Origin of the sequence: Paenibacillus glucanolyticus, assembly GCF_037333485.1 — a bacterium.
GTDB lineage: Bacteria > Bacillota > Bacilli > Paenibacillales > Paenibacillaceae > Paenibacillus_AQ > Paenibacillus_AQ glucanolyticus.
Genome location: NZ_CP147845.1, coordinates 2,504,278 through 2,522,065, shown reverse-complemented (window position 1 = coordinate 2,522,065; position 17,788 = coordinate 2,504,278). Strand labels below are relative to the sequence as shown.

The following is a 17,788-nucleotide window of genomic DNA, read 5'->3' as shown; positions in this document are numbered from 1 at the left end:
TATTTAGAACCTCTCTTTTTATTCAATTGTCTCGGTAACAATTTTATATTTGCCATCCGTATCTTTATGAATGGTCATTGTAATATTGTAAGTTGCAGATTCAGTTGTATTGTCTTTTTTAGTTGCTGTTTCTTTACCTTTTGCTTTATAAACAAATCCTTTTTCATTATAAAGCTCAACCGATTCATCTGACAAAATAATGATTCCACTCGTATAAAGTTCTAAATTCTCTTTATAAGATTTTTGGAAAGTATCAAATCGCACTTGGTTATCTTCAAGATAAAATTTATCCAGAAATGATTTTAATTGCTCATCGTTTTTAATGTTGTAGAACTCTTTCACTTTACTTTCTCTTAATTCTTTACCGATTTTCATCATTTCTTCTTCTGTCAATCTATCATCTTCTTTAATATCAGTTTCATTTTTAGGAGTAGAATTTACATTAATTGAAGTATGAGTATTAAGGGTCTCATCACTTTTGGAACAAGCTGCAAGAATAACTACCATGCTCAATAAAAGTAAAACAATTATTTTTTTCATTTTTCTATGCTCCTCTGTAAGTTACACTAAGATGCTCGGCGGGATCCGCCGAGAGTCTTTGCTTAGTATTAGATTTGTTCTGGATTTGGATTAGAAAGGATTTCAGGCGTCCCCACTAGCTCCATCTTTTCAATCTTCCAACTCCCACCAATGTTCTTCATAAATATTTTAAATTTTTGCTTTCTAATCATTTCGATATAGGGGAGGTCTTGATGTTCTGTATTTATTTTTGTTGTTATAATATTTACTTCAACAGTTGCAAAATCATTTATTAATTCAACAACTTTAAATTCATCCATTGCATATTTTAAAGTGTATTGATTTAGCCAATCTTTGTTGCTCTCCTGTTCTTTGTCGCTTAAATTTAACCAAGTTCCGTTGTAAGTACCTGCGTCCTTAGCATAAATTGCTTCATAATATTTAGTAAGCGTATTTTTTATATTGTCACTTTCGTTTGCATTCTTATTGTTATTGCTATTTGCATCCACGAAATTATAACGGTTTTTCAAGAATGCCTCCAACTTTAACGCTACCGCTACACCTTCTGCTCTTGTTAATGATTTATCTGGATTAAACTTGCCATTAGAACCACTCAGTAATCCAGCATCACTAACCGCTAAAATAATACCTCGATTAGTCATTAACAATCCTTCATTAGAATGAGTATCTTCATAATTGGTATGTTTCTCACCGTCAGTTCCAATTGCATTTTTCGCAAAAACTCTTTCTGGCTTGTACATATAAAAAGGGGGGGATTTAGGTAATCCATTTGCATCCATAGTTTGTAACTGAAAATATTTTGGTAAGTCAGAATAACTCGATTTAAAGGACTTATAATTCAAATCTTGATTTTCCCACGGATTACTACTTGAAGACCAAGTATTATAATAAAAATTATCTTGCTTGTATGTTATCAGCTTTTGCTCTTCATAATTTAAAAATGAATACAATATTAAAGCCATATCTGCACGACTAAGTGAATTGCTGATTTTATATTCAATATATTTTTCATTGAGATTATCAAAGACTTTATTAATTCTTTTGTACTGGTACGTTTGTGTCCACTCTAAGTAATTATATGGTGTAAGCCCATTTTTAAAAGCTGTATAGTTATAGTCTTTTATGTTCTTGCCGTTATTTGAAATAAAGTCATAATACGAGTTAAAACCCGCTACATATGGAACAGTTGTTAAGGCTGGTCTTGCCCAATTTACTGCTTTATTCAAAACATTCTCATCCATTGTATAAGGCAAGCCAGCTCTATCGTTAAAATAATAATTCGTCCAGCTATTTACGTAGCACATGCCTGCTTTATTAAAGTCGCTTATGTTACCCGTTGATTGATTTTTTAATTCATCTTTTAAATCAGTATTGTTATTTAAGTAATTATCTCGATACTCTTTTAGCTTTTTAACATCTCCATTCGTTACCTTAAACTCTTCATTATAATTCGTCAGCACCATATTACATCCACTAACTTTATCTTCAATAAAATCTTTTTCGGTCAGCATCCTCGCTAACATGGTCATGAACTGCTCATAGGTCAATTCTTGATTTGGTGCAAATTTATTAGCGGAAACACCAGAAGTAATCCCCCGCTCTACTGCCTCATTGATAATACTTTCTGCCCAATGACCTTTAATGTCCGAAAAGCCGCTTGTTTCTGCACTTGCCACGCTTGAACCAGTTGAAAATGATGAAACTATTAAACCTACTCCTATGCAACCAATTAACCATTTCTTCAAAAAAATCACCCTCCAAAAATTCCCTTTTTGTAGCCTATAGGATATAATGAGCTTAACAAGCATTCGACAACTTAGTACAATTTTCCTGCAAAAAACAAAAAAAAGCCCACTTGATAAAGTGAACTATTAATATAATAAGGAGAGAATAAATATGACGTTTAAAATAGAAGGAATTATGAAATCTTTAAACTTCTCGCTATCTTATTTGAAAGAAGACTATGAACTTGATGATATAAATACCTTTACCATCGAGTTCCCTGAAAAAATTCAATTTGGATATCGAATTATCCATAATAATGTTGTTTATACTGCACTTTTAAACTACAAAAAAATAAATGGAACTGAATGTACGATGGAAGAAAACTTTGTATGGCATTTATACAGCAATGGGCAAGAACAGGTGTACAATACAATCGCACAACTGATGGATGCACTACATGGTTTAAATGTATCGGAACATTAATTCTTATTTTCGAATTATATTAAATGAGAATTTGATTGTATAGAAACGTTATTGTACAATCCATATATTGGGTTCGACTGATACAAAAGGAGGAGTTTTTCTAGGAGGTGAAGCCTACGTGATGCTTTATAATATGTCTCCAGAAAGCACCATAATTCTATCAACGCTAGGGGTTATTTTCTTTATACTACTATTCGTTATGGAGCGAAAGGAACGGAAGAAAAAGAAAGATGAAGCCTAACGCTTGCGGGAGCGCTTAATTTCATCCTCCACCATTTTTATTAGACTAGAAGCTTCTATACCTAGCCCATTTGCAAGTTGGAACACAGTAATTAGAGATGGAACTTTGTGACCATTTTCTAGGTAGCTAATAAAAGTCCTTTCTAAATTTGCTGTTTCACTTAACTTTTCTTGCGTCATGTTTTTAACTTTTCTTAGCCGTTGGATTACCTGTCCAAATATAATAACTTCTTGGTTCATTTTTTTTACTCCATTTTGTATTCTATAAAATACATGATGGACTAATTCTTTTAAAAACACCGTACTCGATAGAATACAATCTTAGAAAATCGCAAAAGGATTTGAAAATGAAATGTCGTTAAGAAATGCCAGTGATAGTGTATTAATCTCGATTTACAAAGAAGCTATTAAAATTAAAGAAATAGAGCCTGTATTTATTAAATATTTAGAAGAAGAGTTTGAAAGAAGAAAATTGGAATTACCAAAGCACAAAAAATAAACCTTCCAATTTAATGGAGGGTTTATTTTTTGTGTACTGTTTTTAATTAATAAGTAACATTCCATTGAAGGAGTGTTACTTATTACATGAAAGGCATATCCCCTTCTTATATGGGCTTACCTCACTTATTCTTTTATCAAGGTATATTTGCTTTTTACAACAAATACATTCAAAAAGAATGCGCCCCGGTTTGTACTCATTTACAGCTTTATTATTAGTCATTTTAGTTCGTCTCCATTTTTATTAAAGTGCGATTAGATTTTCGGTCGCTTCACCTATCAGAAGGTTTCTAAGTCCAACATCAATTAGATTCATTTTATGTTCTTCAATGCTTCCGACCAGCGAGATTAAGCGCTTTTTATCTATGGTGTTCATGCTGTACAAGTCAACTACACCATTCTTTATTGTTAGGGCAATAATAGTGGGAGAAAAATGGTTTCCCCGATTATTCTGTATAACAAGCAATCGCTCGAATGTCTTTCCATAAGTTCCATTAGATTTATATGTAAAGCTCATATTAGCTGTATAAATCTGACCTCTTTTAACACTTCTCTTATCTATCGTTTGATTATGGTTTAACTCTATTTTTTTCATTATTTTCACTCACTTTTCTTTGAGATATTTAAGTATATCTTCGTTTAGCTTATCGCCAAAATGTGACCCTTAATATTTTTACTATTTAATTTTCAAGGTACAAAAAAGAACCTTTCCACTGGCTCCAAGGGCATAGTACTCCCTTAGAGTCAGCAGAAAGGTTCTCATAAATCCGTTCTTTTTATGTTGGACTTTAACAATAGCAAACTTTCCTTCTTTTTTCAAGATTAATTCTTCATTTGATATTAAGTCCTACCTTGATTACTTTGATATTATAGTCTTTCATCTTACTCGTCTGACCTAACGGTAAAACTTGTGTGTTTCATTTCATCATTATCTGATAAAATATATTTTATCAAACATAAACTTTTCATCTTAACATTACATCTAACTTTAAAATTCTAGTTTTACTTTTATATTCAATCAATGTTATACTGTCGACAAATAAAAATTCAGCGGTATAGTGAATAGGAGATGTCATTATGTCATGGGAATCATTTAAACCAGTCCCTCAACCAAGGGGGGCTTCTCATTCTGAACCCAAGGTTAGCATCAACAAAGGGAAGCTTAGTTTTAACCGTAAGGCTCGCAAAGATTTTTTGGATGAAAAGTTAGCAAATCCACCAAAAGACGCAAAAGAGAAAGATACCTATAAATATAAGTTTGCTAGTTTATTGTTCAATGAACAAGAAAATAAAATTGCTCTACTTCTAAAACAAAAGGAAGATGAAGCAACTCTTACTATTACACGCTCTAGTGCAGGCAATAGCGCCTTTGTTAACGCTGTTCAATTTTTCAAGACAAAGGGTAAGGAAAATGAAGAAACCAAAAGATATCCCGTAACCAAAGAAACCATAACTATAAAAGATGACAAAAACAAAGACGTACAAATCAATGTTCTAATCATAGACCTCAACAAGCCAGAAGAAGTAAAGTACACTCCGCGTTCTAATTCCAAACCAGAAGGTCAACCAACTGCATAAACTCCCTAGAACGGCGTATAAAGCCCTTACGATGTGTAGGGGCTTTAGTGTATCAAAAATCATTTAATTTTGGTTTCTCATAATCAATTTTTAAGGCGAATCCTGCCTCTGGGTCAACATACCATTGGGAACAGTCTATTTCATCACTCACGGGTTCTTTAAGAGCTTCGATTTGGTCAGCCGCTATTAAAAAATCTTCGTAACTCAAAATTCCCTTTAACATTATGTATTCATACTCTTCCATGTCTTTTATTAAGTCGATAGGAATACCAAAACCGTATGTATAATCTAATTCAACTGCTAATTCATTTTCATTTAAGTTTATCATTTTATCACCTTCATATTGTTAAAGGCGGGCGTGAACCCGCCGCTTAGATTAATCAAACTTTAAAGCGTAACCTTCTTCAAAATCAATTTCCCATGCTCCATCGTGACATTCTTTGCCTAACTCTTCATAACTTTCAATACCATAATTTTTTATATCTCCAATTCCATCATATTGAGCAATTGCATGACCAAAATCTCCATAATTCCAAATCCCTGTAAAAAGCACATGACTTTCTAAATGCATTTTTTCAACTAACTTTCCTGGAATGCCTACACCAAATGTATAGTCGAGTTCTGTTTCATTTGTGCTTGTCTTTATAAGTTCCATTGATATGACCACCTTAAAATATAATTTTATTCTGGACTGAAATCTTTTAATGTTGTTTCTAGCGCTACGTATAACCTTTCAAAGTCAATGTTTCCGACTTGAAGCAAGTTTACATACAGCTTCATGACATTTTGCTGCACACTATCCAACTGTTCCTTTATTTCAGGAACTTGGTCTTTGCTCTCGTCCGCCAGATATACGCCTAGAAGCTCATAGTTTTGTTCTATCTCCTGTTCTTCTAATTCAGACACATAGCGAACTTGTAGGTTAGCTACGTATGGTTCTGCATGACCTTCAATTATAACCTCGACATCAATCAACCATCTACTGCCTATTTGACGGTCTTTTACGTCACCTGAGTATTTATCTTTACTTTCTAATCTAATAATCTTCGCACTCGTAATGTTCATTTTATCTACCCTTTCATGCGTTTAATATTATTACTATAACAATTTGATTTGAAAAAACGCAGAAAATTTAATTTAATCGACTAATGTTTTTTTCATCTAAAATTCACTCCTTCGTATTATAGAAATCAGTGAATTATATATTAATTATGAAATTCAACCAAACATGATTTCTTCGGAACAATCATTGTAATATTCCATATATTCAGTTTCAAATTCCTTAACAAACAAATCATCTTCATTATTTTCTTTAATTATTTTACAACCATAATTTTTATCAATCATTTGAATCCAACCTACAACGTAAGAGTAATACTCATAATCACATCTCTCTAGCCATTTAACGTAAGCTCTATCTTTTTCTTCATATAAAAATTTCAATTTTTCTTTCACTGTTTTAAATGAAGCTAGTTTATCTCTAAGCTCAAGTCTAATTCTATTAATTTCCATTTCCCTTTTATCTTCAAAACTCATTTTAGGCGCTAACATTTTATTAATTATTTTGTCTGTTCGACTACGTAATGCTCCATTAATTTCTTCGTAGCCAGTCAATTTTTTATCTTTCAAAACATATTGAATACCTGCCTGCAAAGCAAAATGAAACTGATTAGTAATCACCCGATTAAATATTTGATTTATACTCGCATAGTGCATGTCTTTATTTTGCTTTGGGTCAAATCCTTTTGTATATAGTAATATAAAATACTGCTTGCGTAACTTTTGTTCTTTTAGCTCATCAGGATCCGTTTCATTTAATTTGTAATTGCTAATATTTGCAACTGCAAAATCTAATTCATGTGGTTTTAGTAGTTTACCTAATCCTCTTGCCTTTTCTGCTAATAAAACCAGCCGCTGTACTGTTTTTTCTTTACCAAACTTATGCTCTGTAAATGTATCAAAAATAATTTTGTTAGTATCAATTTCTATTTGGCTGAACATTGGAATAAAAATATCGCCTTTTATATGTTGAATAGAATTCCCCTGTTTGAAGATGAAGCCTATCTGTTCCAACTCTTCCCTCGGACATAATCTTGTTGTTTTATTTTTTGTTCTAAATGTACTTTCCTTTATCTGAAGATAATCGTAAACGTCCTGGCGCAAGCAATTGAATCTAATGTGGTCTCCATCGAAATCAGTTTTATTATTAACTATTTCGGAAGCCACCTCATAACAGTAATCAGCAAAAAGGAACGCTAACTGACTCAGTTGTGGTCTATAATACTTTCTTAGCAATTCCCATGCTGTTGCTACACGTTCATTTTTTTGATTGTATGTATCAATTATCAAACTCATATCGTGACTACCCCCGTAGTGCATTTTTCTATTTATATTTTAGATAAGAAAAAGACTGGGAAACCCAGTCTCGGCTATACTCATCTATTCTCGTCTCATCTGGTCTCATTTTATGGATTAATCTATTTGTATTTGATTCTCAATTAGCCACTTATCGGCTGTAACTGAATCTAGCCCTAACAGTTCTGGTTTATCGGAACTTAGAATACCCATCAGTTCTTGTTCATCTAGGCTTGTTTTATTCTCGTATTTATTTAAAAGCCAATGACTGTATTCAATTATAAATACAATGTCATTAACCACTAGGTCGGTAGTGTATATATTGTTACCTTTTCTATAAAACTGAATTCCGTATTTATGTTTTAGTACAGTACAGATGTTTGCCCAAGTCATACTTCTATATAATTCTGTATTTTCTTTGGCGGTGTTATTTATTTGTTCTAAAACAGTATGTAAATTTGATGTTAATTCAAGCCCTGTTCTTTTATGAAGGAACGCAATAAAAGCTGCCTTCCTATCATTGCTCTTTGTTGCATATTTTTCTGTTAGATTAAACAATTCATTGTGAATCCATATTGCATAGATATTATATCGTACATTTAATTCATTTAACTTCAATTGAACAATTTCTTTCACAACCTTTTTAAATTTTAAATATTTGAATTCATTTTATATTCAATTTAATCTTTGTCAAATATGCAACAATAATTGACTTTATTAATCCCTACCGTTGGTATTCATCACCTTATATAAGGAAATACTTTGTATTCTCTTGAAATTCAGATGCTTATCGCTATTTCAGATTCTTTAACAAACAAATCTTTGGGTCTACTATAACGGTTTTAGACGTTCTTTATCAAAATCTTGTTTACAACGTTGATATACAACAGTATGCTGCAATTTCTCATCCAAAGCATGTACCCGACCATTAAGACCCTTGCTTTTAATAAAAACATGGATGTGGATGTGTCACAAACCCCTTCTTTTTTATCGAGCAATGTTTTAAGAGGTCTTGTAAAAACACTGGCGAAGCCATTAAACATGTTTAATCCATCCAAACCAATTAATCATCAAACTTTTAACTGGAAGATATTTACTGAGAAATCCAACTAGCTTATAATAAGTTCAATAGTTAAAAATAAAATTAAATTTTTGGAGGAAATTAAAATGACGAATGACACACTTGTAAATATTCTGTTTGGAATTGTTGGAGTTGGTGTAGTTTTATCTCTAACACTTGTAGTCTTAAACAACAAATTAGCAAAAATAAACGGTTCCAATAAGTTTAAATTTAGTCCTAAAATTAAAGAACAGTATAAATGAGCATGAAAACCTAGGTCGATTCAAGCATTTAGTTTTTTGTCGATTTTATATAGTTTTTCATTGAAATACTTAGTAAATTTTCTATTATCTTTTTGTTATACAAGTGTTATCAATACAAATCGAGTTTGTTTTGACTATCAATGAATATTTTGTAGAACTTATCATCTTTAAAGTATCAACTAAATTTAACGTTTTCTCAATTTTCGCGCTAATATCAACATCTTATTCATTCGATACATGAATAAGATATATCATATACAACTTATGTTTATATCCTACACCTCCTTTATTTCATATCTAAGTAAACAATATATTTTATATTTAATCCCATCTCAAAAAATAAATATATACATTAAATTTTCAACTAAAATTTATATTTTAACCACGATAAACTATAATCTTAAACGGATTATAGTTTATTTTTTTTACCATAAAATATATTGTTTACTTTACACTTTACTTTTAACTTTTGATGGTATAATATACTTTTAACAATAACGGAGGTGTTATTTTATGGAATTACAAAACAAAAGAGTACGATTCTATATCAGAGCTACAAGCTACACAAACCAACATAGACAATATAGCGACCTTTCCCTCTTCGCCCAACGCCATATGCTTGAATTTGAAGGGAACATATTCTTTGATAAGTGTGACAGCAATTTTCCCCGAACAGAGCTGAATAAGGCTCTCCAAGAAGCAAAAGAGTTTGATGTGTTGGTAGTCCTGAACAACTCGGTACTGCATATTGATAGCTTGTTCGCTGAATTATACGAGAACGTTTTTAATGATAAAGGAGTTAAAATTCTAAAATTAAGCGAAGAACAAAAGAAATTGGAGGCTTCCATTTGATGAGCAATTACAATGGCAAAGTAAAATTTATTAATAACAAGCTGCATCTCTTATTAGCCTTTTCTGTAACAAAAATTGGATTTTTAGGCTATATGGTTTTAACGCATAATTTAAGCCTGTGGCGGCTTCTAATCGCCTTCGGTGTCATTGGGCTGATTTTGTACTTGGAGCTGCTACACGCCGAATACAGGAGCCATAGCAAGCTCCATAATGATGAGCTAGTTGTAATGATGGTTAGATGCTTTGGAGCAATAAAGTTGATAAAGAGCTATACGGTGGATAAACGACTGTACGCGATAGTAGAAAACGAAGTAAAAGACAACTCAATTTTCACGTTGACGAAAATACACAAAAACCTGAACGTACACTTAGTGTTCTTCAAACCACGAGGGTAGGTGCTTTTTCATGCTTAATCTTTCTCAAATGAATCCTAATAACGATGGCTTAAAATCAAAAGGTAATTGCTTGGTCTATATAAGAGTTTCTGACCAAAAGCAAGTAAATGACGGTTTATCATTATCTCTTCAAGAGCATGAATGTAAACAATTCGCAAAATTCACAGGTTATAACGTTATTAAGGTATACAGTGACGAAGGCGTATCGGGTCGTAATATGCACAGAGATGGCATAATTGAAATGATGCAAGATATTAGTGACAATCCAGAATTTGTATCAGCGATTTGTATTTACTCACTTACACGACTTGGACGTAATGCGGCAGAAGTGCTTCATACCATAAAATTTTTAAATGATTTAGGTGTTGCTGTTCTTTCAAAAACAGAACTTCTTGACTCAACTACTCCAAGCGGACAATTCAGTATTACTCTACTCGCGGGATTAGCACAATTGGAATCCGACACTATCAGGTCGAGGGTGGTTCCCGCTATGCGTTATAATGCTGAACTCGGTGAATGGAACGGAGCGAGACACATCCCATTTGGATTTGATAACGTTCCACTAGATGGTCAGGAAGATAAAGAAGGACGAATTAAAAAAAGACTTACTCCAATTGAAGAAGAAGCCGAACAAGTGAGGCTAATATTTGATTTATACAATAATGGCTTGAATAGTGACAAAAAGCTAGGTCAAAGCTTAATTACTAAGCATTTAATTATGAATGGTTACACATACAGAGATGGTACGCAATGGACTACACGTAAGGTAGCTTCTGTTCTATCGAACGTTAATTTGTATGCTGGTTATATAGAATGGGGAAGATACAGAACCAGATTTAAAACCGTTTATAATCCGGTAACAAAACAACATGATAAAGTGATGAGTCAAACAGGAAAAAATAAAGGTAAACCAATTATTGAACGTGTAAAGAATGATGATTACGTAATTGCTAAAGGTAAGCATGAAGCCATAATTTCAGAAGAGACAAAACAGAGATATTTAAATATTTATAAGACACGTCCCAAAGCTGAAAAAAAGAATAAAGGTAGAAACCCCTTTTATCTTTTGAGTGGACTACTTACGTGTCCCGATTGTGGAAACAAGATGATTGCCACAACTGAAAAATACGGAATGACTTATAAGTGTAGATTGTACGGTTCGTCTGGCGGTGCTATATGTAAGGCAAATACTTTGAAAGAAGATTACGTTATTCAAAGGGTTTATAGCGTCTTCTATCCATACTTCAAGCTGATGATTTATTTATCAATACCAAGTTTAATTTTGGAAAAGTCAAAATATGATGCTCGAATCAACAACGATAAAGAAAAGCACTTTAATGAAATTAAAGCAAAAATTCAAACTATATCAGAACAATTAGCAAGCGACTATTTGAGATGGACAAATGGGAAAATGATTGATGAATTATATAATAACGTTTATGAGAAACGAAGCAAAGAAATAGAGGAATTAAAAAAAGAACTCGAAGAAATTGATTTGGGCATGATTAATATAGAAGTGAAAGAATATCAACTTGATAATCTCTTGGAGGAATTAAAAAATTATCAGAACATTGAAGATTATTTCGAGTCACTTCCAAGAGAAATGAAAATTAATTATTTTAGAAGAATATTTAAAGAAATTCGATTTAAAAAAACAGAAGGGAAACAGGGTATTAAGTCATTGGAGTCAGTAACTTTTGTTATTAATACAAAAGAAATAAGACCACCAAAAGGTGATGAGCTTAAAGCGATTATACAAATGGAAAAGGACGACCCAAGGGTCATTAATAAAGCATTCCAGATTGAATCAAAAATCAGCAGCTCATATTCATTGAATTTACTACATGACATTATGAAAGAAATTGTTGACGTAAATGTTCAAGAACTGGTTTATTTGCACTATGAGGAAAATAAAGAAGAACGAAATTCAGACGTTTGGGGCGTAATATTAAATACAATGGAATTGAATAGTTTAATCGCTAACGAAGATTTAGAACTGGACGAGCTTACAGAAAAGTTTAAACAATTATTTGGTCACATAACTATTGAAGATTGATTCCATGTAGTTTATCGTACATTTGTTCAAAAGCTTGCACTGATATGAGAAATGTAACATGCCGTTCCTGACCATCATCAGTAGTAAATATCCTTTGACCAAAGTTAGCTTGCATAACCTTCACATAATCTTTCTTGGACAGACTTAAAAGGTATTCTTTGTCTTCACGTAAGTTTAATCCTAATTGTCTCATATTAACCTCTAAGGGCGGGCGCTAACCCGCCTTATTTTGATGTGGGTAGATACATTATGAATTGGAAACTGGCATCTACCCTGTGGATAACTTATTTTTACGTGTTAATTAATCATCTGACACCCATACGTGTATACAATATAATGTTTGCCCGCTCCGATGCGCCGGAACTCCTCCGGCAGCTCTGTATCGTACAGCACTTCTACGCTCTGCTTGCCGCGCTGCTTTTCCTGTCTATGATTAGGCTCCGAAAGAATATTGATTTCCCGGCCGTTGATGCGAATTCTCTTCCCGTGTTCATCTTCCGAGAGAACTTTGGCTCCTGAAAAATCAAAATATTTGGAGTAGTCCTTACTTTCTTTGGACATGCTTGGTCACTCCTTAGATCCACAAAATCTCTGGTTTTACATGACAAAACCTCTTAAATAGGCACTGTTTTAAATTATATCATGATCTTAATGCCTAAGCTACCACTCTGACATGATCGATGCAAACTTCAAAAAAGAGCCTGAAATCGAAATTCATCGATCCAGGCTCTTCCGTACGTGCTTCCTATAAGCGCACATACGTGACATATACAGTTTGTTCCTTCAACCTGACTGAAGTTATAGATTAGTCAATAATTTCAGCAGTATCTCCGTTGTTGGCACCAGCCGCATTCGCTTCATCCGTATCGATGTGCATATCCAGCGCAAAGTTATCGGATACACGAGCAATCACATTTTCCAGTACAAGACCACGCTCACCGCCAAGACGCACTTTAAGCAGATCCTTGTCTTTAATGCCCCACTGATCCGCATCGGACGTATGGAAATGAATATGACGAGCGGCTACAATAACACCCTCATCCACCGTTACCTCGCCTGCTGGGCCTTTGATGGTGATACCAGGTGTTCCAGCGATATTCCCCGACTCCCGCACAGGTGCTTTCACACCAATTGCAAAGGAATCCGTACGGGAAATCTCAAGCTGGGTTGCAGGACGCGCAGGTCCCAAAATTCTTACTTTATCGAATTGTCCCTTCGTTCCAATTACCGCTACCGTTTCATTGGCTGCGAATTGTCCTGGCTGGGACAAAGGCTTGAATTCTGTAAGCTGATATCCAGGGCCGAATAATGCCTCAATATGCTCCTGGGATAAATGAATATGGCGGGCGGATACACCCACAGGTACAGTTTTACTCATCTGTCTCTCACTCCTTGTTTTTCTCTATATGCTGTACGTGCCATCACCTATTATACTCTCTATTACCCAAAAATAAAAAGGCAGCCCGATGATTCTGGGTGCCTTCTTCTCATTTCTCATATGATCTGCAACAGGATTGTCAAAGTTATCTTTGAATCATGGGCGTTATGCGAATTTTATTTCTCTTTGGACGGAGCCAAAGGCAAATTCTGTTCAAGAAACCGGAGCGCATAATCAGACATCCAGCCTTTTACCATTGATTCAGGATAGTGCTTGAGGAGCAGCTCCTGGAAGTCTGGATATTTCCCCGGATGCTCAAGCCCGGCAACCCACTGATCAATCCCGTCAAAATCCGAACCGAACATCATGTGTTTCTCTCCGCCCAGCTCACAAATCTTCTCAATATGGGGCAGGATGTCCTCCGGCTTCACTCGGTCTGCATCACTCCGAATGAACCAAGGCACAAACGTAATGCCGATCATTCCGTCCAAAGCGATCAAAGCCCGAATCTGCTCATCGCTTAGATTCCGCGGATGCTTGCATACGGAGTACGCATTGGAATGCGAGGCCAGGATGGGACGCTGCGTAAGTTCGGTTAACTCCCAGAAGCCGGCCTGGGACAGGTGGGAAACATCCAGAATAATGCCTGTGGAATTACACAGCTCCACCAGCTGCCGCCCTCGTTCCGTAAATCCACCATTCCGCTGCTCTAACGCCCCGTCCGCAGCCCAGTTGGCATAGTTCCACGTAATCCCCATAAAGCGTACACCCAGGTCATAACAGAGCTTAACGTAATGCAAATTGCCCTCCAGCCCGTCCACACCTTCCAGCGACAAAACACCAAAACGGCTATGATAGCTTTCTCTCATCTCCTGGACCTGTTCTTGCCAGAGCAGCGGTTTGAGATGACCTGGCTTCACAATGCGGTTGCGATACGTATCGATTTGCGCCAGTACCCGCTCAAATGAAGGACGTCCGTATTTTTCCGATAAAAAAACAGCGAATACCTGAAGCGCAAGATCCCCTTCCTCCATACGCTGCAGCGTAACATCCAAATGCCGATCATCAACAAAGGAAGCTTTGGGATCTTCCCACATTTTACTCAGGGCATCACAGTGAAAATCAACTGTCCGCATCGCGGGCTCATCTCCTTCCAATGTGTCACAGCAAAAAGCCTGTTTACGCAAAAGAGAGTAAACAGGCTAATACCTCCGAAATTTATCTAGGTTCTACGATCAATTTAATCGCCGTCCGGTCTTCGCCATCAATCACAATATCCGTAAAAGCAGGGATGCAAATCAGATCCACCCCGCTCGGTGCTACAAATCCCCGGGCAATCGCTACCGCTTTAATGGCCTGGTTCAGTGCTCCCGCCCCAATCGCTTGCAGTTCCGCTCCGCCCCGCTCCCGAAGAACTCCAGCGAGCGCCCCTGCAACTGAATTAGGATTGGATTTTGCTGAAACTTTTAATACTTCCATGGTAAGTACCTCCCCTGGGAATGTTGAGTGATGGTTTGCTTCCGCTTACTAGATGTTATTCGTGAGAGGGGAAAAAATTCCTGCTTTTTGCCATTCGTACCTAATTTAATTAAACGAATTTTACGATTTTTAATCCATCCGCCATTCGTCTTCGTACATACGTATTTTTTGTATCTTGTGGGCTTTCCCTGTTTCTTCATCCATATCAACGCATACAGCATGGAACTGCCACTTGCCTTCATCAACCTGGAAACGAGCAGGAAGCTGGGTTTTGAACTTGTACATCACCGCATCGCGCTGCATGCCGAGTACCCCTTCCTTGGAGCCTACCATGCCGGTATCCGTAATGTAGGCAGTTCCACCCGGCAGTATCGTATCGTCATTGCTTTGCACATGCGTGTGCGTTCCAACCACCATGGAAGCCCGTCCTTCCAAATGCCAACCCATGGCAATTTTCTCAGAGGTCGCCTCGGCATGGAAGTCCACAAGAATGCATTTGTTTTTCTGGCGCAACTCATCTACAATTTCATCGGCTGCACGGAATGGACAATCGATGGCTGGCAGGAATGTTCTTCCCTGCAGGTTCACAATGGCCAATTGTTTGCCGTTTGCTTTAATAACCGTATATCCCCGTCCAGGTGTTCCAGGCGGAAAATTCGCCGGGCGAATCAAACGCGGTTCATCGTCGATAAACTCAAAAATATCCTTGTTATCCCACGTGTGATTTCCCAAGGTGATGCCATGGATGCCCCAATTGAAAAACTCATTGGCAATGGCCGAGGTAATGCCGCGTCCCGAAGCCGCGTTCTCGCCATTGGCAATGATGATGTGAGGATTATATTTGGACTTCAGCTCTGGCAGCGATTCTTTCAGCGCTTTGCGCCCTGTACTGCCGACAATATCACCGATGAATAGTACTTTGATGTCAATCACTCCTTAACGAGGGAAGCCTGTCCTGCTCCAGCAGGAGCGTTCCCGGTTTTATGGATATCAGCCACTTTCCGATCTGATATCTTCAAAGATAAAAAGTGGCCGAATTGCGGCCACTTTTTAAGGTCCAAACTCTATTTTGCGTAATCCACCGCACGGGTCTCCCGGATAACGGTGACTTTGATATGACCTGGATAATCCAGTTCATTCTCAATGGTTTTGGTAATGTCGCGTGCCAAGCGGAATGCTTCGGCATCATCGATCTTCTCAGGCTGTACCATAACGCGAACTTCACGTCCCGCTTGAATGGCGTACGATTTCTCAACGCCTTCAAAGGATTCGGAAATTTCTTCGAGCTTCTCAAGGCGTCGGATATACGTCTCAAGTGTCTCTCTGCGCGCTCCCGGTCTGGCTGCGGACAATGCGTCAGCTGCGCCAACCAGCATGGCAATAACCGAGGTTGCTTCACAATCACCGTGGTGAGAGGCAATGCTGTTGATAACCACCGGATGTTCCTTGTATTTCTTCGCCAGCTCCACGCCGATTTCAACGTGCGATCCTTCCACTTCATGATCCAGCGCTTTACCGATGTCATGCAACAGTCCTGCCCGTTTCGCAAGCACGATGTCTTCGCCCAATTCGCCGGCCATTAGGCCAGTCAAGTAGGCCACTTCCATGGAATGTTTCAACACATTTTGTCCATAGCTTGTACGGAACTTCAGTCGGCCCAGAATTTTGATCAAATCTGGATGCAAACCGTGCACGCCAACTTCGAATGTGGCTTGTTCTCCATACTCGCGAATGCGTTCGTCCACTTCCTTGCGGGATTTCTCCACCATTTCTTCGATACGAGCCGGATGAATCCGTCCGTCCGCCACGAGCTTTTCCAAAGCTGTACGGGCAATTTCACGGCGAATCGGATCAAACCCGGAGAGAATAACAGCTTCCGGAGTATCATCGATAATAAGGTCAATCCCTGTAAGGGTTTCAAGCGCACGGATATTCCGGCCTTCACGTCCGATGATCCGGCCCTTCATTTCTTCGTTCGGCAAGGTGACAACAGAAACCGTTGTCTCTGCCACATGATCAGCCGCACAGCGTTGGATAGCCAGCGTGATGATCTCCCGTGATTTCTTGTCAGCCTCTTCTTTCGCCTGCTGCTCAATTTCTTTAATCATTTGAGCGGTTTCATGACGAACCTCTTGCTCGACATTGCTGAGAATGATACTGCGGGCATCCTCCATCGTAAGGTTGGAGATACGCTCCAGTTCTGTAGTTTGTTTCTTGTAAATAGCGTCGATTTGCTGCTGGGTCTCTTCTATTCGTTTCTCTTTGTTCGCCACTTGTTCTTCTTTACGTTCCAAAGATTCTATTTTTTTATCCAGCGACTCTTCCTTTTGCAACAATCTGCGTTCCTGCCGTTGAATTTCATTACGGCGCTCACGAGTGTCTTTTTCAGCTTCGGCTCTGATTTTATGAACTTCATCTTTTGCTTCAAGAACCGTTTCTTTCTTCAATGCCTCTGCTTCCTTCTTCGCACTCTCAACGATCTGCAAAGCGGCATGCTCGGCACTGGAAATTTTAGCTTCTGCAAGGGATTTGCGAATAAAATAACCGAACCCAAAGAATATAGCGGCTACAGCGAGAACGATTATGATCCAGATCCATGTATCCAGCATCTGTTTCACCTCCTCGTTGTTTCCTCCAAGGCATTCCTTGGGAAATGTTCAATTGTCAGTTTACTCATTCATACATAAAATTTTCCGGCAGAACCTGCCGTCCATACTGCGCACGTCCCATTAACGTTCGCAAATTCCACCATGAACAGCGGAATACATTTCACTATGAATTGGCGTTATAAGAATCTTTCACAAAGTAGTCACTTTTTTGGAAGGAAAAAGGTTTCTAATTTATGATAAAAGATTCATATTTATTTTAGTATTTATAAAAAGATAT

General features: G+C 36.9%; 22 protein-coding genes and 1 pseudogene. 7 read left to right on the top strand and 16 right to left on the bottom strand.

Annotated elements, in window-relative coordinates; translation table 11 throughout:
- Positions 1-18: 18 nt before the first annotated feature.
- A complete protein-coding gene (locus WDY75_RS12190) occupies positions 19-540 on the bottom strand; it encodes a hypothetical protein (RefSeq protein ID WP_338842164.1) in 522 nt (173 codons plus the stop codon).
- 68 nt (positions 541-608) lie between these two features.
- Positions 609-2,285 carry an S-layer homology domain-containing protein gene (locus WDY75_RS12185; protein ID WP_338842163.1) on the bottom strand — a complete coding sequence of 559 codons (1,677 nt, stop codon included), beginning with the start codon at positions 2,283-2,285 and terminating at the stop codon, positions 609-611.
- A 151-nt stretch (positions 2,286-2,436) separates the two neighbouring features.
- Here WDY75_RS12185 and WDY75_RS12180 point away from each other — a divergent pair, with 151 nt between their 5' ends.
- A complete protein-coding gene (locus WDY75_RS12180) occupies positions 2,437-2,748 on the top strand; it encodes a hypothetical protein (RefSeq protein ID WP_338842162.1) in 312 nt (103 codons plus the stop codon).
- A 237-nt stretch (positions 2,749-2,985) separates the two neighbouring features.
- Here WDY75_RS12180 and WDY75_RS12175 read toward each other — a convergent pair whose 3' ends face one another.
- Complete coding sequence (locus WDY75_RS12175) at positions 2,986-3,228, bottom strand: helix-turn-helix transcriptional regulator (protein WP_338842161.1); 243 nt, start codon at positions 3,226-3,228, stop codon at positions 2,986-2,988.
- Positions 3,229-3,340: 112 nt separating this feature from the next.
- Between WDY75_RS12175 and sda the strand changes: the two genes are divergently transcribed.
- Positions 3,341-3,487 (top strand): sporulation histidine kinase inhibitor Sda, encoded by a 147-nt coding sequence (gene sda / locus WDY75_RS12170; RefSeq protein ID WP_338842160.1) that lies wholly within the window; start codon positions 3,341-3,343, stop codon positions 3,485-3,487.
- A 243-nt stretch (positions 3,488-3,730) separates the two neighbouring features.
- Here sda and WDY75_RS12165 read toward each other — a convergent pair whose 3' ends face one another.
- Entirely contained in the window at positions 3,731-4,081 is a 351-nt protein-coding gene (locus tag WDY75_RS12165) for a type II toxin-antitoxin system PemK/MazF family toxin (protein WP_338842158.1), read from the bottom strand.
- 482 nt (positions 4,082-4,563) lie between these two features.
- Between WDY75_RS12165 and WDY75_RS12160 the strand changes: the two genes are divergently transcribed.
- Positions 4,564-5,064 carry a hypothetical protein gene (locus WDY75_RS12160; RefSeq protein WP_338842157.1) on the top strand — a complete coding sequence of 167 codons (501 nt, stop codon included), beginning with the start codon at positions 4,564-4,566 and terminating at the stop codon, positions 5,062-5,064.
- Between the two features lie 52 nt (positions 5,065-5,116).
- Here the strand turns inward: WDY75_RS12160 and WDY75_RS12155 are convergent, their stop codons facing one another.
- The 5 genes from WDY75_RS12155 to WDY75_RS12135 all read right to left on the bottom strand — a co-directional run bounded on the left by WDY75_RS12155 (position 5,117) and on the right by WDY75_RS12135 (position 8,055).
- Positions 5,117-5,392 carry a hypothetical protein gene (locus WDY75_RS12155; protein ID WP_338842156.1) on the bottom strand — a complete coding sequence of 92 codons (276 nt, stop codon included), beginning with the start codon at positions 5,390-5,392 and terminating at the stop codon, positions 5,117-5,119.
- 48 nt (positions 5,393-5,440) lie between these two features.
- On the bottom strand, positions 5,441-5,719 hold the full coding sequence (locus WDY75_RS12150; protein ID WP_338842155.1) for a hypothetical protein: 279 nt from the start codon (positions 5,717-5,719) through the stop codon (positions 5,441-5,443).
- 26 nt (positions 5,720-5,745) lie between these two features.
- A complete protein-coding gene (locus WDY75_RS12145) occupies positions 5,746-6,129 on the bottom strand; it encodes a hypothetical protein (protein WP_338842154.1) in 384 nt (127 codons plus the stop codon).
- Positions 6,130-6,282: 153 nt separating this feature from the next.
- Positions 6,283-7,419, bottom strand: a complete 1,137-nt coding sequence (locus WDY75_RS12140; RefSeq protein ID WP_338842153.1) for a hypothetical protein — start codon at positions 7,417-7,419, stop codon at positions 6,283-6,285.
- Positions 7,420-7,536: 117 nt separating this feature from the next.
- On the bottom strand, positions 7,537-8,055 hold the full coding sequence (locus WDY75_RS12135) for a hypothetical protein (RefSeq protein ID WP_338842152.1): 519 nt from the start codon (positions 8,053-8,055) through the stop codon (positions 7,537-7,539).
- Positions 8,056-8,586: 531 nt separating this feature from the next.
- Between WDY75_RS12135 and WDY75_RS12130 the strand changes: the two genes are divergently transcribed.
- The 4 genes from WDY75_RS12130 (at position 8,587) to WDY75_RS12115 (ending at position 12,045) form a co-directional block, all read left to right on the top strand.
- Entirely contained in the window at positions 8,587-8,742 is a 156-nt protein-coding gene (locus WDY75_RS12130) for a hypothetical protein (protein ID WP_338842151.1), read from the top strand.
- 513 nt (positions 8,743-9,255) lie between these two features.
- Positions 9,256-9,594 carry a hypothetical protein gene (locus WDY75_RS12125; protein WP_338842150.1) on the top strand — a complete coding sequence of 113 codons (339 nt, stop codon included), beginning with the start codon at positions 9,256-9,258 and terminating at the stop codon, positions 9,592-9,594.
- Positions 9,594-9,989: a hypothetical protein gene (locus tag WDY75_RS12120; protein ID WP_338842149.1), complete on the top strand. Its 396-nt coding sequence runs from the start codon at positions 9,594-9,596 to the stop codon at positions 9,987-9,989. The genes WDY75_RS12125 and WDY75_RS12120 overlap by 1 nt, the downstream gene beginning before the upstream one ends.
- A 10-nt stretch (positions 9,990-9,999) precedes the next feature.
- Positions 10,000-12,045, top strand: a complete 2,046-nt coding sequence (locus WDY75_RS12115; protein ID WP_338842148.1) for a recombinase family protein — start codon at positions 10,000-10,002, stop codon at positions 12,043-12,045.
- On the opposite strand, the gene WDY75_RS12110 is transcribed toward WDY75_RS12115, so the two are convergent.
- The 7 genes and pseudogenes from WDY75_RS12110 to rny form a co-directional block, all read right to left on the bottom strand.
- Positions 12,032-12,238, bottom strand: coding sequence for a hypothetical protein (locus WDY75_RS12110; protein WP_338842146.1), 207 nt, complete (start codon positions 12,236-12,238; stop codon positions 12,032-12,034). The genes WDY75_RS12115 and WDY75_RS12110 overlap by 14 nt on opposite strands.
- 113 nt (positions 12,239-12,351) lie before the next feature.
- Positions 12,352-12,606, bottom strand: a pseudogene (locus tag WDY75_RS12105) (tRNA (N6-isopentenyl adenosine(37)-C2)-methylthiotransferase MiaB); the annotation flags it as partial.
- 244 nt (positions 12,607-12,850) lie between these two features.
- The gene (pduL, locus tag WDY75_RS12100) at positions 12,851-13,423 is read right to left on the bottom strand and encodes a phosphate propanoyltransferase (protein ID WP_006211246.1); all 573 of its coding nucleotides are present in this window, start codon (positions 13,421-13,423) and stop codon (positions 12,851-12,853) included.
- 176 nt (positions 13,424-13,599) lie between these two features.
- Positions 13,600-14,559: a dipeptidase gene (locus tag WDY75_RS12095; protein WP_063480005.1), complete on the bottom strand. Its 960-nt coding sequence runs from the start codon at positions 14,557-14,559 to the stop codon at positions 13,600-13,602.
- Between the two features lie 82 nt (positions 14,560-14,641).
- On the bottom strand, positions 14,642-14,902 hold the full coding sequence (locus tag WDY75_RS12090; protein WP_006211249.1) for a stage V sporulation protein S: 261 nt from the start codon (positions 14,900-14,902) through the stop codon (positions 14,642-14,644).
- Between the two features lie 129 nt (positions 14,903-15,031).
- On the bottom strand, positions 15,032-15,835 hold the full coding sequence (locus WDY75_RS12085) for a TIGR00282 family metallophosphoesterase (RefSeq protein ID WP_063480006.1): 804 nt from the start codon (positions 15,833-15,835) through the stop codon (positions 15,032-15,034).
- Between the two features lie 131 nt (positions 15,836-15,966).
- Positions 15,967-17,508: a ribonuclease Y gene (gene rny / locus WDY75_RS12080; protein ID WP_036642458.1), complete on the bottom strand. Its 1,542-nt coding sequence runs from the start codon at positions 17,506-17,508 to the stop codon at positions 15,967-15,969.
- Between the last annotated feature and the right edge of the window lie 280 nt (positions 17,509-17,788).

Coding starts and splice junctions, on each gene's coding strand:
- WDY75_RS12150 (WP_338842155.1), bottom strand. CDS start 5,719: ATGGAACTTATAAAGACAAGCACAAATGAAACAGAACTCGACTATACA.
- WDY75_RS12125 (WP_338842150.1), top strand. CDS start 9,256: ATGGAATTACAAAACAAAAGAGTACGATTCTATATCAGAGCTACAAGC.
- WDY75_RS12090 (WP_006211249.1), bottom strand. CDS start 14,902: ATGGAAGTATTAAAAGTTTCAGCAAAATCCAATCCTAATTCAGTTGCA.
- WDY75_RS12140 (WP_338842153.1), bottom strand. CDS start 7,419: ATGAGTTTGATAATTGATACATACAATCAAAAAAATGAACGTGTAGCA.
- WDY75_RS12145 (WP_338842154.1), bottom strand. CDS start 6,129: ATGAACATTACGAGTGCGAAGATTATTAGATTAGAAAGTAAAGATAAA.
- WDY75_RS12165 (WP_338842158.1), bottom strand. CDS start 4,081: ATGAAAAAAATAGAGTTAAACCATAATCAAACGATAGATAAGAGAAGT.
- WDY75_RS12115 (WP_338842148.1), top strand. CDS start 10,000: ATGCTTAATCTTTCTCAAATGAATCCTAATAACGATGGCTTAAAATCA.
- WDY75_RS12190 (WP_338842164.1), bottom strand. CDS start 540: ATGAAAAAAATAATTGTTTTACTTTTATTGAGCATGGTAGTTATTCTT.
- sda (WP_338842160.1), top strand. CDS start 3,341: ATGTCGTTAAGAAATGCCAGTGATAGTGTATTAATCTCGATTTACAAA.
- WDY75_RS12155 (WP_338842156.1), bottom strand. CDS start 5,392: ATGATAAACTTAAATGAAAATGAATTAGCAGTTGAATTAGATTATACA.
- WDY75_RS12180 (WP_338842162.1), top strand. CDS start 2,437: ATGACGTTTAAAATAGAAGGAATTATGAAATCTTTAAACTTCTCGCTA.
- WDY75_RS12175 (WP_338842161.1), bottom strand. CDS start 3,228: ATGAACCAAGAAGTTATTATATTTGGACAGGTAATCCAACGGCTAAGA.
- WDY75_RS12130 (WP_338842151.1), top strand. CDS start 8,587: ATGACGAATGACACACTTGTAAATATTCTGTTTGGAATTGTTGGAGTT.
- WDY75_RS12120 (WP_338842149.1), top strand. CDS start 9,594: ATGAGCAATTACAATGGCAAAGTAAAATTTATTAATAACAAGCTGCAT.
- WDY75_RS12160 (WP_338842157.1), top strand. CDS start 4,564: ATGTCATGGGAATCATTTAAACCAGTCCCTCAACCAAGGGGGGCTTCT.
- WDY75_RS12110 (WP_338842146.1), bottom strand. CDS start 12,238: ATGAGACAATTAGGATTAAACTTACGTGAAGACAAAGAATACCTTTTA.
- WDY75_RS12095 (WP_063480005.1), bottom strand. CDS start 14,559: ATGCGGACAGTTGATTTTCACTGTGATGCCCTGAGTAAAATGTGGGAA.
- pduL (WP_006211246.1), bottom strand. CDS start 13,423: ATGAGTAAAACTGTACCTGTGGGTGTATCCGCCCGCCATATTCATTTA.